The organism is Collinsella sp. CLA-ER-H6, from assembly GCF_040092305.1.
Lineage (GTDB): Bacteria > Actinomycetota > Coriobacteriia > Coriobacteriales > Coriobacteriaceae > Collinsella.
In genome coordinates, this window is the sequence record NZ_JBBNLS010000007.1 from 13,464 (window position 1) to 28,028 (window position 14,565).

The 14,565-nt window shown below is 58.8% G+C and carries 12 protein-coding genes; 4 read left to right on the plus strand and 8 right to left on the minus strand.

All coding sequences use genetic code 11. From position 1 onward, the window contains the following. The first annotated feature begins 116 nt into the window (after positions 1 to 116). Entirely contained in the window at positions 117 to 2,798 is a 2,682-nt protein-coding gene (locus tag AAAX77_RS04260; RefSeq protein ID WP_349104916.1) for a DUF3516 domain-containing protein, read from the plus strand. A gap of 79 nt (positions 2,799 to 2,877) precedes the next feature. Here the strand turns inward: AAAX77_RS04260 and AAAX77_RS04265 are convergent, their stop codons facing one another. The 6 genes from AAAX77_RS04265 to AAAX77_RS04290 all read right to left on the minus strand — a co-directional run bounded on the left by AAAX77_RS04265 (position 2,878) and on the right by AAAX77_RS04290 (position 8,944). Continuing rightward, entirely contained in the window at positions 2,878 to 4,635 is a 1,758-nt protein-coding gene (locus AAAX77_RS04265; RefSeq protein WP_349104918.1) for a DUF2130 domain-containing protein, read from the minus strand. Positions 4,636 to 4,773: 138 nt separating this feature from the next. Then, positions 4,774 to 5,319 (minus strand): metallophosphoesterase, encoded by a 546-nt coding sequence (locus tag AAAX77_RS04270; protein WP_349104919.1) that lies wholly within the window; start codon positions 5,317 to 5,319, stop codon positions 4,774 to 4,776. 66 nt (positions 5,320 to 5,385) lie between these two features. Continuing rightward, the gene (locus AAAX77_RS04275; RefSeq protein ID WP_349104921.1) at positions 5,386 to 5,565 is read right to left on the minus strand and encodes a hypothetical protein; all 180 of its coding nucleotides are present in this window, start codon (positions 5,563 to 5,565) and stop codon (positions 5,386 to 5,388) included. A gap of 18 nt (positions 5,566 to 5,583) precedes the next feature. Then, positions 5,584 to 5,910, minus strand: a complete 327-nt coding sequence (locus tag AAAX77_RS04280) for an HIRAN domain-containing protein (RefSeq protein ID WP_349104922.1) — start codon at positions 5,908 to 5,910, stop codon at positions 5,584 to 5,586. Positions 5,911 to 6,335: 425 nt separating this feature from the next. Further along, positions 6,336 to 7,715 carry an aldehyde dehydrogenase gene (locus AAAX77_RS04285; RefSeq protein ID WP_349104924.1) on the minus strand — a complete coding sequence of 460 codons (1,380 nt, stop codon included), beginning with the start codon at positions 7,713 to 7,715 and terminating at the stop codon, positions 6,336 to 6,338. An 8-nt stretch (positions 7,716 to 7,723) separates the two neighbouring features. Beyond that, positions 7,724 to 8,944, minus strand: coding sequence for an iron-containing alcohol dehydrogenase (locus AAAX77_RS04290; RefSeq protein ID WP_349104926.1), 1,221 nt, complete (start codon positions 8,942 to 8,944; stop codon positions 7,724 to 7,726). A 253-nt stretch (positions 8,945 to 9,197) separates the two neighbouring features. Here AAAX77_RS04290 and AAAX77_RS04295 point away from each other — a divergent pair, with 253 nt between their 5' ends. After that, a complete protein-coding gene (locus AAAX77_RS04295) occupies positions 9,198 to 9,761 on the plus strand; it encodes a ferritin family protein (protein ID WP_070097113.1) in 564 nt (187 codons plus the stop codon). Between the two features lie 241 nt (positions 9,762 to 10,002). Here AAAX77_RS04295 and AAAX77_RS04300 read toward each other — a convergent pair whose 3' ends face one another. Together AAAX77_RS04300 and AAAX77_RS04305 are read right to left on the minus strand one after the other, a co-directional pair. Further along, positions 10,003 to 10,884: a hypothetical protein gene (locus AAAX77_RS04300; RefSeq protein WP_349104928.1), complete on the minus strand. Its 882-nt coding sequence runs from the start codon at positions 10,882 to 10,884 to the stop codon at positions 10,003 to 10,005. A gap of 539 nt (positions 10,885 to 11,423) precedes the next feature. Further along, entirely contained in the window at positions 11,424 to 12,863 is a 1,440-nt protein-coding gene (locus AAAX77_RS04305) for a PLP-dependent aminotransferase family protein (RefSeq protein WP_349104930.1), read from the minus strand. 145 nt (positions 12,864 to 13,008) lie between these two features. Between AAAX77_RS04305 and pdxS the strand changes: the two genes are divergently transcribed. Both pdxS and pdxT read left to right on the plus strand, forming a co-directional pair. After that, on the plus strand, positions 13,009 to 13,899 hold the full coding sequence (gene pdxS, locus AAAX77_RS04310) for a pyridoxal 5'-phosphate synthase lyase subunit PdxS (RefSeq protein ID WP_022094325.1): 891 nt from the start codon (positions 13,009 to 13,011) through the stop codon (positions 13,897 to 13,899). 20 nt (positions 13,900 to 13,919) lie between these two features. Next, positions 13,920 to 14,507, plus strand: coding sequence for a pyridoxal 5'-phosphate synthase glutaminase subunit PdxT (gene pdxT, locus AAAX77_RS04315; RefSeq protein ID WP_349104932.1), 588 nt, complete (start codon positions 13,920 to 13,922; stop codon positions 14,505 to 14,507). Positions 14,508 to 14,565: the final 58 nt, after the last annotated feature.

Consider the following 14,565-nt stretch of genomic DNA (forward strand, 5'->3'; position numbering starts at 1 on the left):
AACTGCACCAAACGGCCGGGCAGAACGCCCATTTCCTGCATTTTCTTGCCTGCAAACGCATCGATGCGCCGCTACGCCATAATAGTTGGCGGACAATCGCGAGAGAAAGCAACCACATGGCACAGACCACGACAGATACCGCCGCCAGCACCGTCTCTGGCGCCGGCGCCGCCAGCTCATTCTCGGGCGGCACGGGAACCGAAGCCGAGTTTGGCTCGCTCGGCGCGCTCTCCCCCACCTGGTGGGAGCCCGAGGACGGCAGCGAGCCCGAACCGTGGCTCACGCCCGATCAAGCCTTCGAACGCTTCTTTGAATGGACGAGCGATCGCGGCATTGAACTGTGGGATCACCAAGAAGAGGCCCTCATGGACCTGGCTGCCGGCGATCACGTCATTTTAGGCACACCGACCGGATCGGGTAAATCGCTCGTCGCGCTGGGCATGCTCTTTATGGGCATGGCGCAGGGCAAGCGCTGCTACTACACGGCTCCCATCAAGGCTCTGGTCAGCGAGAAGTTTTTCGACCTTGTGCAGGTGCTCGGCCGCGATAACGTAGGCATGATTACCGGCGACACGCATATCAACACCAAGGCACCCGTCATCTGCTGCACGGCAGAGATCCTTGCCAACGACGCACTGCGCGAGAGCGAAGATGCCGACGTGGGCTGCGTGGCCATGGACGAGTTCCACTACTTTGCCGACCCCGACCGCGGTTGGGCTTGGCAGGTGCCGCTGCTCACCCTGCCCCACACGCAATTCATGCTCATGAGCGCCACGCTCGGCGATGTCACTGCCATCGCCGCCTCACTCGAGGAACACACCGGTGCTACCTGCGACTTGGTCGTCGATGCCCCGCGCCCCGTGCCGCTGAGCTACGACTACGTGACGACCTCCCTCGAGGGCACGGTCGAGCTCGCCATGCGCCGCGGCGAGGCCCCGCTCTATATCGTGCACTTTAGCCAGGATGCCGCCCTTGCAACGGCACAGTCGCTCGCCAATTTTGGCATCGCCAGCAAGGAGCAGCGCGAGGCCATCAAAGAAGCGGCAAAGGGGACGAGCTTCTCCACGGCCTTTGGTAAGATTCTCAAACGCCTGCTTGGATGCGGCGTCGGCGTGCACCATGCCGGCATGTTGCCGCGCTATCGCCTGCTGGTGGAGCGCCTGGCGCAGCAGGGCCTGCTGCCCGTCATCTGCGGCACCGATACGCTCGGCGTCGGCATCAACGTACCCATCCACACCGTGGTACTCACCGCGCTCACCAAGTTCGACGGCTACAAGATGCGTCGCCTGCGCGCCCGCGAGTTCCATCAGATTGCCGGTCGCGCCGGCCGCTCGGGCTTCGATACCGAGGGCATGGTCATCGCCGAGGCCCCGGAGCACGAGATCGAGAACGCCAAACTCATGGCCAAGGCGGGCGACGACCCCAAGAAGCTCCGCAAGATTAAAAAGAAGAAGGCCCCCGAGGGCTTTGTCACCTGGAACAAGCAGACCTTTGAGCGCCTGATCGAGACGCAGCCCGAGACGCTCAAGCCGCGCCTTCGCATCACGCACTCCATGGTGATTAGCGTGGTCGAGCAGGGCGGCGATGCCCGAGCCCGCGTACACGACCTCATCGAGACGAGCTTGCAGACCCCCGAGGAAAAGGCCAAGCTCGAGGTTCGCGCCGACGAAATCTTCGCCACGCTCATCGATTCCGGCGTCGTCGTTCGCACCGAGGTGCCGCCCGCGCCCGACGCCCCGACTGACGCCGCGCCAGACATCGACTATGCACTGACGGTCGATCTGCCCGAGGACTTTGCGCTCGACCAGCCGCTCTCGCCGTTTTTGCTTGCCGCGCTGGAGCTGCTCGACCCCGAGAGTGAGACCTATACCATGGATCTGATCTCGATGGTCGAGGCAACGCTCGAGGACCCCAAGCAGGTATTGCGCGCGCAGGAGCGCGCCGCGCGCGACCGCGCGATGGCCGAAATGAAGGCTGACGGCGTCAAATATGAGGAACGCCTGGAGCGCATCCAGGATGTCACCTACGAAAAGCCGCTCGAGGACTTGCTCGATGCCGCCTTCGACAAGTACTGCCAAGAAGTACCTTGGGCCAACGACTACCAGCTCTCGCCCAAGAGCGTCCTGCGCGACATGCTGGAGAGCGCGAGCGACTTTAAGGGCTATATCCAAAAGCTCGGCATCGCCCGCTCCGAGGGCATTTTGCTGCGTTACCTGGCAGAGGCCTACCGTTCACTCGACCGCACCGTGCCCATCGAGAAGCGCGACGAGCGCCTGCGCGACATTATCTCGTGGCTGGGCTTTGTGGTGCGCTCGGTGGACTCGAGCCTGGTGGATGAGTGGGAGAACGCCGGCAACCCGGCAGCCCTCGATGCTGCGCCGCCGCAGGGCATCGACGAGGTCGTGGCGGACCGTCACGGCTGCACGCTATTGGTGCGCAACGCGCTCTTCCGCCGCGTGACCCTTGCCGCCCGCGAGCACGTTCGCGACCTGGGCGAACTCGACGACGACTGGGGCATGAGCGAGATCCGCTGGCAAAAAGCACTCGACGCTTACCACGAGCAGCACGAGGAAATCCTCACCGACGGAGATGCCCGCAGCGCCGCGATGTTTTCCATTGACGAGTCCGACGAGAAGACCGCGCACGTATGGCACGTGCACCAGATCTTTGCCGACGAGGATGGCGACCACGATTTTGGCATCATGGGCGATGTCGATCTGGACGCCACGCAAGACGGCGGCGAGGTCATCTTCAAAAACTACCGCGTCGGCTTTATCGAGGACCTGCTCGAGGACTAGCCGAACTTATCGGAACGAAACGGAGTGGGGCCGCTGGCAACATCGCCAGCGGCCCCACTTTTGCACTATACGCTATGCCTTACTCGGCATCCTCGACCTCATACGAATCCGCCTCGGTTGGCTCATCGTTTGTCTCTGGCACAGCCCCGCGCGCCTCGTCAAACGCCGCCTTCATGGTCTTGTTGCCCCACGTGAGCTTGCGAATGGTAAGATCGTCGGCCTTCTTGTTGGCTAGGCGCAGATTGTTCTCGGAGGACAGCAACGCCTCCTTGGTTTTCTGCAGATGGCTAATCGTCTTGTCGATCTCATCGATCGCCGTTTGGAACTTACGGCTCGCGATCTCGTAGTTGCGACCGAAATCATTCTTGAACTTTTCCATCTTGGCTTCGAAGTTCGTGACGTCGATATTCTGCTGTTTGTACTCCGCCAGCTCCTGCTTATAACGCAACGAACCCATAGCGGCGTTGCGAAGAAGTGTAATCATGGGAATGAAAAATTGCGGGCGAATCACGTACATCTTCTCGTAGCGATAGCTCACGTCGACTATCCCTGCGTTATAGAGCTCGCTTTCGGGCTCGAGCAGTGTGCAGAGCACCGCGTACTCACAGCCTTTCTGGCGACGATCGTGATCGAGTTTCTTAAAGAAGTCCTCGTTTTTGTGCTTGGTCGCGGTCTCGTCGTTCTCGTTTTTCATCTCGAACATAATCGAAATGACCTCGTTGCCGCTCGCGTCGCACTCGCGGAAGATAAAGTCGCCCTTGGTGCCCTCGGACGCATCGTTATCTTTCTCGAAGTACGCGTTGGGAAACGCCGTCATGCGCAGGCGATTGAACTCGGTCTCGCAGTGCTGCTCGAGCGACTCGCCCACCATCTTGGTGGACAGGCGTACCTTCATGTCCTTAAGACGCTCAATCTCTTCGTCCTTGTAGCGAATCAGGTCATCGCTCGCGCGCTTGGCCTGCGCGAGCTCAAGCTCATGCGCCGCCTTAGCCTGTTCCTCGCGAGAATCGCGCACCGCCAGCTCACTCGTCAGCTTGGCACGTGCCTCATCGCGCTCTCGCTCCGCCGCGGCAACCGCCTCCGACAGGTTCATTTTTGCCATCAGTTCCTGCTCGCGCAGCTGGGCACGCAGACCCTCGGCCTCTTGCTCGGACTGTGCCTTAGCGGCGGAAAACTTCTCTTGTACCGTCGCGCGATAGTCAGTAAGCGCGCGCTCGGCCTCGCTGCGAGCGGCATCGAGCTCGCGCTGCGACTCAGCCGCAGCGGCGGCAAGCGCCATCTCCTGGGCCTTGTCCGCCGCGGCAAGCTTGGCCTGCAGCTCGGCAATCTGAGCATCACGTGCAGCTAAATCGTTTTGAGCAGCGTTGCGCGCCGCCGACTCGGCAAGCTTTGCTTCGTCATCCTTGCGCCCCAGCTGCGCACGCAGGTTGTCGATCTCGCGCTGCAGCTCGGCATTCTCCTTTTGAGCATCGGCGCGGGCCTCAACCGCCGCACGCTGACTTGCGCTCTCGCGCTCTGCGGCAGCGCCCTCGAGCTTGGCGCGCAGCTCGGCAAGCTCAGCATCGCGCTTGGCAACCTCTTGCGCCAGTTTCTGATCCGCAGTGTTCTTCTGCTCGACAAGCTGGGCATTGCGCTGAGACTCCGCCTCCTGCAGGGCAGACGCCGAACGCGAACGCTCAAGCTCCAGCGCCTGCTCGCCCTCGCGTCGAGCCGCCGCTACGCGCTCATCAAGATCGCGCGAGAACTCGGCATCGCGCACTTGCTTGACGATATCCGCATAGCCGGACGCATCGACCTTAAAAACTTCGCCGCAATGCGGACACTTGATCTCGTTCATAGCAGCTCCTCGATGGACGCAAATTTCAACCGCCTACACTCTACCGCGCCACGCGGACAAAAAAGGCGCCGCCGCCATAATGGCAACGGCGCCAGAACCACCACAAAGGTGCCTGTCCCCTTTGTGGTGGTTCGAGAATTACAGTCCAAAGAAGCCCAGGATTTGATTGCGGCTTACGGGTCTGTAGTCGTTGGCATCAAGGCCAACGTCATAGCGCAGGATCGGGCGTTCGCGATCGCGGTTGCGCGCGTTGGTGCGGTCTCCCCTGCTGTGGATATGCCCGTGCAGCATGATGGCGCCACGCGCCTTTCCATTCCAGCTGAGCATGGGGTAGTGGCTCATTACCAGGCGATGGCCTTTGGCGTAACCGGGAGCGACTTCCAGATAATCGCGCACGTCATCCCAGATTTGGGGCGCAGCTGGATCTTCCCAGTCGCCGTCATGGTTACCACGGATGAGCGTTACGTTCTGGCATTCGATGCGTTCGCGCAGGCGCACCGCCTCCGCCAGGGGCAAACGATAGGTAAAGTCACCCAGAATATAGAGACGGTCGTCCGCCGCCACGCACTCATTGATGGCATTGATGACCTTGCGGTTCATCTCCTCGACCGAGCAAAACGGTCGATCCATGTCGTGCAAGATATTCGTATCGCCCAGGTGCAGATCGGCGGTAAACCACATCATCGTCTGTGTCCTCATTTCGCAACGTGTCCAACTCGTGCTAAGTATACAGACGCAGCGATGCGGCGGTTATCCAAAGAGCCCACCGAACAGACCCCGGCGGCGCTTGTCTTGCTTTTTCGAAGCGTCACCCTGAGTTTTCTTGCCCTGCCGTTTCCTACGGTCCTGCTCCAACTCATCGTCATCGAGTAGCATATCCCACTCAAACGGATCATCCGTCAAATCGAACAGGTCATCGTCGTCAAGCATGGCAGCCTCCCTTACCGATTAGCGGGCATCCACCACATAGAGGCCAACGCGCACCTGGTGCCACGGGCCGCGCTCGGGGGCAACCTGTTGCACGCGGGCCTCAAACACGTCCTTGTGGCCGTAATACATCATCAAGGACAGTGGGCCGACCTCGTTTCCCGGAACGTAGCCAAGTTTGGTCTTGCCATAGTAGATCGCAACTGCCTCGGGGTCATGGGGATTATCGCGCTCGGCACACAGCGTCAGTTTATCGCCCGCTTTAAGATCGCCTAGGACCAAAGCGCCGTCGGCATATTGAAATCCTGCGATGTGAAACGACAGAAGAACACGTGAAGGCTCGTACATGGCAGCTCCTCTAACGGCCGGATAAACCGGTGTGTAACCTTATTGAGAAGTCTACGGTCCCGTGCGGACACAAATACATCCTGTCTGCGTCCTTCAATCGTTTGCCTCAACGCTTGCGCGACAGAACGCTTGCAGATAAGATAGGAACACGGATGGCACCCGTTGCCGCGGGTCTTGCCAACTCCGATACACGTTTTCATCGTGAGAAGTGGCCGTCTTCGCTTACGCGGGGGCGGCTATTTCATTCGGCCGATAAATAGGCCGAGTTCGATAGCCGCGATCAACAACGCTAATAACGAAATAACATCGCTTACGTTCATACCAAATCCCTTCTAAAGGGAGTTGGCCCATCCGTGCTCCATAACAGTAGTCTAACGCAAAATGCAGGTAATAGAAACACTTGTTCGTATTACCTGCGCCCTTTTCTAATGCACAAACATGCGCACGAACTTGTGCTTCCAGCTTGCGTAAGGAGCATAGCGGAATGGCACGTCCAGCCAGGTTGCCTTGTTCACGATGCTCTTCTTGTGGCTAAACGTATCGAAGCTCTCGCGGCCATGGTACTGCCCCATACCGCTCGCACCCATGCCGCCAAAGCCCATATGGCTCGTGGCCAAATGCATGATGGTGTCGTTGACACAGCCGCCACCAAAAGGCACGTAACGCACAAAACGCTGCTGAACTGCGCGATCCTGGCTAAAGATATACAGGGCCAGCGGCGTCGGGCGATTCGTAATAAACGTCTCGGCCTCGTCTAGGCTCTCAAACGTCAGCACCGGCAAGATGGGGCCGAAAATCTCCTCCTGCATCACGGCGTCATCGGGGGTCACGCCGTCCAAAATCGTCGGCTCGATCTTGAGCGAAGTCTCGCGCGCGGTACCTCCAAGCACAACCTTATCGGGATCGATCAGCCCGCGCACGCGCGCAAAATGCTTGGCGTTGACGATATGCCCGTAGTCCTCGTTATCGAGCGGATGCTCGCCAAACATACGGCGGGCCTCCTCCTTGATAAGGTCCAGCAGCTCATCGTGCACGCGCGCATCGACCAGTAGGTAGTCGGGCGCCACGCAGGTCTGCCCCACGTTGAGCCACTTACCAAAGGCGATACGCCGTGCCGCAACCTTCAAGTTTGCCGTCGCATCCACGATACAGGGACTCTTTCCGCCCAGCTCAAGCGTCACGGGCGTAAGGTTTTTACTTGCGCGCTCCATGACGAGCTTGCCGACCGGAACGCTACCGGTAAAGAAGATCTTGTCCCAGCACTCATCGAGCAACGCTTCGTTCTCGGCGCGCCCGCCCTCGACAACCGTCACCAGGCGCGGATCAAATGCCTCTTCACAGATTTGCTTGAGCACCGCGCTCGATGCCGGAGCATAGGCACTCGGCTTGATGACCACGGTATTGCCCGCGGCAAGGGCGCCGGCGAGCGGCTCGAGTGTTAGCAAAAACGGGTAGTTCCACGGAGCCATGATGAGTGTGACGCCATAGGGCACGGCTTGCGTTTTGCACACGCTCACGGCGTTAGCGAGATCGCACGGACGCAGGCGCGGACGACTCCACCGAGCCACGTGAGCGATCTGATGTCGAATCTCGGAAAGCGACGTACCAATCTCGCACATATAGGCCTCGTCATGCGACTTCCCCAAATCGGTCTTGAGCGCATGGGCGATATCGGCCTCGTGGGCCCGCACCGCATCGCGTAAACTCACGAGCGCGCGACGTCGAGCATCGACATCAAACGTGGCGTGTGTCTTAAAGTAGGCGCGCTGATCGCCGACGATGCGCGCAATTTCCTCGGTGTTCATGGACCCTCCTAATTCTCGTCCTCAAACATACCACCTGCAACGACTTCGTACATATGCTCGAGCTCCAAGCGGTCCATTAGAAGCGGAACGGGGTATAGCGGATTGGCCTCGGCATCGGCATGCGCCGCCATCTCGGGAATGTCAGAGCGGCGAATGCCCAAGACATATTTGGGGATTCCCAGGGCCTCGTTCATGCGGTCGACCCAATCGATAAAGGCCTCGGCCGCAAGACTATCCTGCGCGGTAGCCGGCGCAATGCCCGCCATGCGAGCAAGATCGGCAAGCTTGGGGGCGGCGGCGTCACCATAAGCGCGAAGCATGTGCGGCAGGATGATCGCGTTGGCCAAACCGTGCGGAATTCCGTATCGGCCGCCCAAACTGTGCGCGATGGCATGCACATATCCGACATAGGAGCGGGTAAACGCAACGCCCGCCTTATACGCCGCCAAAAGCATATTGCGACGAGCGCACATGTCGTCACCATGCTCATAGGCCTCGAGCAAATTGTCGTGGATAAGCTGCACCGCCTGTCGCGCCATCTTACGCGTATAGGGCGTGGTGCTTCGCCCGATAAAGGCCTCAACGGCATGCGTCAGGGCGTCCATGCCCGTCTGCCCCGTAATGGAAGCGGGCAAGCCGCACGTAAACTCGGGGTCGTGGACTGCAAAACGCGGGATGAGCACAAAGTCGTTAATGGGGTATTTGTAGTGCGTCTCGTCATCGGTGATAACCGCCGCGAGCGTGACTTCGCTTCCCGTACCGGCGGTAGTGGGAACCGCAATAAGCAGCGGCAGGAGACGATGAATCCGCAGTAGGCCGCGCATCTTGTTGATGGGCTTGTTTGGCTGCGCAATGCGCGCCCCCACACCCTTGGCGCAGTCCATGGCTGATCCTCCGCCAAAACCGATAATGGCCTGACAGGCGCTCTCTCGATACAGGAACGCCGCTTCCTCCACGTTTGAGACCGTGGGGTTCGCACGCGTTTCGGCATAGACCGTAACGCCAATCCCCCTGGATGCGAGCGCCGTCTCGAGCGGTGCCGTGAGCCCCAGACGGGCAATGCCGGGATCCGTCACGATAAGGACCTTCTGAATCGAGCGCTTTTGAAGCACCGCGGGCACATCCTCGGCATGCTCTAAAATGCGCGGCTCGGTATAGGGCAGGATCGGCAATGCAATGCGAAAAACCGTCTGATATGTTCGGCACCAGGCACGACGGGCTAGATGCATAAAGGAAACTCCTTCATTTGTTGATAGGTCAACATTTGCTCGCCCGATTGTACTCAGCAAAGATCGCAGACGGCCTCCCAATCGTTAATCAATCAACATCTTCATATCTCGAAATTGTTTTATTAAAAATCATTCCTAATAGGCTTCACATTTGGTTGCATTTATGGATAATAGAACTCGTCAAGACGCACGTCCGGAGAGGGCCCTTACGGGACCGGACGAGCGCACAATCGCCATCGATCGAAAGGATCGAATCATGAAGTTTGTTTGCCCCGTTTGCGGTTATGTGGAAGAGTTCGACGGCGACCAGCTGCCCGAGGATTTTAAGTGCCCCCAGTGCGGCGTTCCCGGTTCTCGTTTCCTGAAGCAGGAGGAGGGCCAGCTCGAGTGGGCTGCCGAGCACGTCGTGGGCGTCGCCAAGATGGAGGGTGTCTCCGAGGACATCGTTGCCGACCTGCGTGCCAACTTTGAGGGCGAGTGCTCCGAGGTCGGTATGTACCTGGCCATGGCTCGCGTCGCCCATCGCGAGGGTTACCCCGAGATCGGCCTGTACTGGGAGAAGGCTGCCCACGAGGAGGCCGAGCATGCCGCCAAGTTCGCCGAGCTTCTGGGCGAGGTCGTGACCGACTCCACCAAGAAGAACCTCGAGATGCGCGTTGAGGCCGAGAACGGCGCCACCGCCGGCAAGACCGATCTTGCCAAGCGCGCCAAGGCCGCTGGTCTCGATGCCATCCACGACACCGTGCACGAGATGGCTCGCGACGAGGCTCGTCACGGCAAGGCTTTCGCCGGCCTGCTCAAGCGCTACTTTGGCTAAACCAACCGCCTGAGACATAACCTCTAGCCTGCTGAGGCCCGAACCGCGTGGTTCGGGCCTTTTTTGTGTCTCGAGGACTCGTTAACGCCCTGAAATAGGACCGTCTTCGGCATCGGTTTCTCGTCAAAAACTAAGTGAGTAGACTTTTTGGAACTTGCCGAGCACACCATCCATATTGTTCTATAAAGCCGCAGGTAAATGGCTTGTAGTAAAACGGTCTGGTCGCCATCAAACCAAAAGTCTACTCACTTAGTTCCCCAACCGTCCACGATCGAGTTGTTTTGTGTCTAACGGGCGTCTTTCCGTCAATTACTCCCAATTTTGTCCAGTCAACGAATAGTTCAGACCGGAGTAATGCCTCAGCCCTTTGCTCATCCGAGCTTTTATCACGATATTCAGCATCGAGCATCCTGCATACGGCCTTAACGATCGCGCGAAATCTATCCTCATCGGATATCTGTCTGTGTGTCAGGAGAAGTACATCGTAGCCCATGGCCTGAAGGGCCGTCATGCGGTCAGCGTCACGCAAGCCATCCCCCGCGCGTCCGTGCGAGGCCTTTCCCTGACATTCAATGGCCACCTGTCGCCTGCCGTCCGGCGAAGACAGAAGTAGATCGATATACACACGGGACTTTCCCACAATCGCTCGAGCACTTGTACTTAACGTCACTTCGACATTGAGTTCTATGCCGCAAAGCCCTTCGCCTCCCAGGGCTCGCGGCAGTCCAAGCAACAAATACGCCTCAACCTCAAAAGGCGACGCGGCACCCAATGGAACGAGTTGCGATACCGCCATAAATCTATTGCCGTAACGCATCCCGCAAACATCTGAACAAAAACGGTCAAGGTCTCTGCCCAAAGCCAAAGCGTCTCGACACCATACATTTGAGGCGGTGCAGTCCTCGGACGGGCAGCGCACCCAACCGAACGTTGTCGAAATCGCGCCCGAATCAATTGCACGCGAAAGCTCCGTCTCAAGCGCCGCCGGCAGAGCGCACACCGCAAACAAGCCGCACATCTCCGCCAATACCAAAAGAAGCTGAAGATCCGTCAGATGCCGCGACATGATGAATGCCGTCAGTAGAGGAGACGTAACCAAAAACCCATGCTCCGTTTCCAGCACGGATTCCCTGGGGAGCTCGCCAAGGAACAGCCGCTGCCTAATGCTGGCAGGGCAAGTCCGCTTGTTTCTTGTCCGAACCAATGTATACAACGGAAAGCCGAGCACAACCGCAGCCGTCGGGTTACGGGCAAGGTCATATCGCTGCCGGTCTTCTTCCGGCCGTGGAAGCGGCGGACACAAAGCGCGAACCTGAGGGGGCAAACGCCAGTACTTAAAAGCCGATATGTCACAAAGTAGATCCTTCATAGGCACAGGAAAACACGAATTTCAACCCAGTCAGTCACGCATTGGCGCGAACGCACCGAAAATGGCGCCGAACGGACCGCTAAGTTTTCAACAGCCCTCCCCAACTGACCAAAAGCTTGCCAAAAACTGGACGAAGCCCTGTTGAAAACCCCATTTTTTCTCTCGTGCGGAAGCTTTGCGCGGCAAGTGAGTAGACTTTTTGGAGCATCCCGAGCAGACCGATCATCCTGCTTTTCAAAACCGCAGGTAGATAGCTTGTTACAAAACTGCCTGATCGCCAAAGTTCCAAAAGTCTACTCACTTAGGTTGCAGAGTGCCCCCATTAGCTGCAATTCCAAGGTATTTAGCACGTTTGGACTCAAATCGTCATACTGTACAAGGATTCGAGTCGGGTTTTCAGGGACAGACGCGCCATCGGCACACCAGTAACAGTCACTGATATCGATGAACGGAATACCTGAGCGCGTGAGGGCCCGCGCAAAAGAGCTTCCGCCCGTTCCGCGATCCGCAACCACAGTGCAGTAAAGGCCCGCGTCTGCATGCTCGATCGAAACCTCCCCTGCCGGAAACGTTTTCCGCACAAGCGCCATCAGGCCATCACGCGCCTCGCGAGCACGAACGCGCACGCGGTTCACATGTCGCTCGTAATCACCCGATTCCAGCAAACGCGCCAAAGCGACCTGATTAACAGAGCTCACCGACGAGGCGTAGAAACCAAGGTTGCGCCTAAACCGCTCCATTAACTCATCGGGCAACACCATGTACGCCAAACGCAACGCCGATGAAAGGCTCTTCGAAAACGTGTTGGTGTAGATAACCGACTGGGAGGCATCGATCGACGCGAGCGCGGGAATTGGCTTGCCGGCAAGGCGAAACTCACAATCAAAGTCATCTTCGATGAGGTACCGACCTGGTCGCTCGGCGGCCCAGCTCAGCAGCGCATAGCGACGCGCAATGCTCGTCACAAGACCGGTGGGATACTGATGGGACGGCATAAGGTGAAGGACATCGGTCCCAGTTTTCTGCAGAGCGCTCAGGTCCACGCCGTCGTCATCCAACGGGATATGTCGTACTTGGCAGCCCATAGCCTGATAGATGCGCGTCAGGCGCAAATAGCCCGGATCCTCAACGGCATACACCTTGTCCGCGCCAAGCAGCTGAACCAACATGGTATCGAGCAGCTGGGCGCCCGCACCGATAACAATGTTGTCGGGGTCGACATTCATACCCCTCGTCCCGCGCAGATGATGAGCAATTGCGCATCGTAGCCGAACGGTGCCCTGTACCGGTGCGGGCGAAAAGATCTCGCGCTCGTCTTCGGATGCCAGCGTCGCCCGCAGTGCGCTTTGCCAAAGCCGCGCCGCCTCCAAAGCGGAAGGAGAAAGTGCGTCGAATTGCTCGACCCGCCCGCGGACATCATGCGCGCTGGGGTCCACAGAGACGGCATCTCGGTCGATACCCTCCGAAGCCAAAGGCAAAACCGGTGCATCCGGAAGCTCGCAAGCGTAGTAGCCACGACGCGGCATTGAGCAAATATAGCCCTCGGCAAGTAACTGGCTATATGCATTCTCGATGGTAATGACACTGATTCCCAGATGACTGGCAAAGGCGCGCTTAGACGGAAGATGCTCCCCCGCCGCAATACGTCCAGCAACAATATCATCTCGAATTTGCTGGTAAACATACTCATAAAGCGATGCCTCGCCACGTTTTTCCAAATTGTAGTCAAGCATGAGTTTGCCACCTGACCTTATCGAGCTGTTCAATCTGGTATTAAGCTGACCTTATTATTATCTCGAAAACTGAGTATTTTGCCATACCCAGCTCCCCGATAGGATGTTCCGTCAAGCAATGCACATGCCAACCAAGGGAGCAACCATGGCAGAACAGACCAGCAAGGCCGATCGCGTCAAACTCAATCGCGAGCTCGCGCAGATGCTCAAGGGCGGCGTCATCATGGACGTCACCACGCCCGAGCAGGCACGCATCGCCGAGGAGGCGGGCGCCTGCGCCGTCATGGCACTCGAGCGCATCCCGGCCGACATCCGTGCCGCAGGCGGCGTCTCGCGCATGAGTGACCCCAAGATGATCAAGGGCATTCAAGAGGCCGTCTCCATCCCCGTCATGGCCAAGTGCCGCATCGGTCACATCGTCGAGGCGCAGGTCCTGCAGGCCATCGAGATCGACTACATCGACGAGTCCGAGGTTCTCTCCCCCGCCGACGATGTCTACCATATCGACAAGACCCAGTTTGACGTGCCGTTTGTCTGCGGTGCCCGCGATCTGGGCGAAGCGCTGCGCCGTGTTGCCGAGGGCGCCACGATGATTCGCACCAAGGGCGAACCGGGCACGGGCGACGTCGTTCAGGCTGTGCGTCACATGCGCAAGATCCAAAAGCAGATCCGCGACGTTGTTGCTTTACGCGATGATGAGCTCTTTGAGGCAGCCAAGCAACTGCAGGTTCCGGTCGAGCTGGTCCGCGAGGTCCATGCCACGGGCAAGCTTCCCGTGGTGAACTTTGCCGCCGGCGGCGTAGCGACCCCCGCTGACGCCGCGCTGATGATGCAGCTGGGCGCCGAGGGCGTCTTTGTCGGCTCGGGCATCTTTAAGAGTGGCGACCCCGCCAAGCGCGCAGCCGCCATCGTTAAGGCTGTGGCAAACTTCACCGATGCCAAGCTCATTGCCGAGCTTTCGGAGGACCTGGGCGAGGCCATGGTGGGCATCAACGCCGACGAGATCGAGATTATCATGGAGGAGCGCGGGCGCTAGTCCAGCAGAAAGGATCGCACATGAGTGATTATGCAGACCAAACGGTCGCCGTGTTGGCGGTCCAAGGCGCTTTTGCCGAGCACGAGGCGAGGCTGTCCGAGCTGGGCGCACACTGTATAGAGTTGAGGCAGGCGGCTGATTTGAAGCAGGACTTTGACCGTCTGGTACTTCCCGGCGGCGAGTCCACCGTTCAAGGGAAGCTGCTTGCCGAGCTCGGCATGCTCGAGGAGCTTCGTGCCCGTATCGCTGAAGGCATGCCCGTCCTGGGCACCTGCGCCGGCTTGATTCTGCTGGCGCGCGACCTTGCCGCCCACGACGATAAGGGGACGCCGCGCCTGGCAACCATGGATGTACTTGTCGAGCGCAATGCCTACGGCAGACAGCTCGGCAGCTTTCGAACCAAGGGGCAGGTAACCGGCATCGACGGTGAAGTGCCGCTGACGTTCATCCGCGCGCCCCGCATCGTCGAAGTGCACGGCGACGCTGAGGCTCTAGCAGAAGTCGACGGCCGTATCGTCGCCGCCCGTCAGGGCAGCCAGCTCGGCGTAACCTTCCATCCCGAACTCGACGAAGACACCCGCCTCCACGAACTGTTCCTACAAATGTAGGCAGAGTAGAAACGAGCGTGGATTTTCGGGCACATAACAAATGAGAGTGGATAATCTC

What these genes read in the sequence shown, in the direction of transcription:
- AAAX77_RS04290 (WP_349104926.1), bottom strand. Translation starts at nt 8,944, where the DNA reads ATGCATCTAGCCCGTCGTGCCTGGTGCCGAACATATCAGACGGTTTTT.
- AAAX77_RS04275 (WP_349104921.1), bottom strand. Translation starts at nt 5,565, where the DNA reads ATGCTTGACGACGATGACCTGTTCGATTTGACGGATGATCCGTTTGAG.
- AAAX77_RS04270 (WP_349104919.1), bottom strand. Translation starts at nt 5,319, where the DNA reads ATGATGTGGTTTACCGCCGATCTGCACCTGGGCGATACGAATATCTTG.
- AAAX77_RS04305 (WP_349104930.1), bottom strand. Translation starts at nt 12,863, where the DNA reads ATGCTTGACTACAATTTGGAAAAACGTGGCGAGGCATCGCTTTATGAG.
- pdxS (WP_022094325.1), top strand. Translation starts at nt 13,009, where the DNA reads ATGGCAGAACAGACCAGCAAGGCCGATCGCGTCAAACTCAATCGCGAG.
- AAAX77_RS04265 (WP_349104918.1), bottom strand. Translation starts at nt 4,635, where the DNA reads ATGAACGAGATCAAGTGTCCGCATTGCGGCGAAGTTTTTAAGGTCGAT.
- pdxT (WP_349104932.1), top strand. Translation starts at nt 13,920, where the DNA reads ATGAGTGATTATGCAGACCAAACGGTCGCCGTGTTGGCGGTCCAAGGC.
- AAAX77_RS04280 (WP_349104922.1), bottom strand. Translation starts at nt 5,910, where the DNA reads ATGTACGAGCCTTCACGTGTTCTTCTGTCGTTTCACATCGCAGGATTT.
- AAAX77_RS04285 (WP_349104924.1), bottom strand. Translation starts at nt 7,715, where the DNA reads ATGAACACCGAGGAAATTGCGCGCATCGTCGGCGATCAGCGCGCCTAC.
- AAAX77_RS04260 (WP_349104916.1), top strand. Translation starts at nt 117, where the DNA reads ATGGCACAGACCACGACAGATACCGCCGCCAGCACCGTCTCTGGCGCC.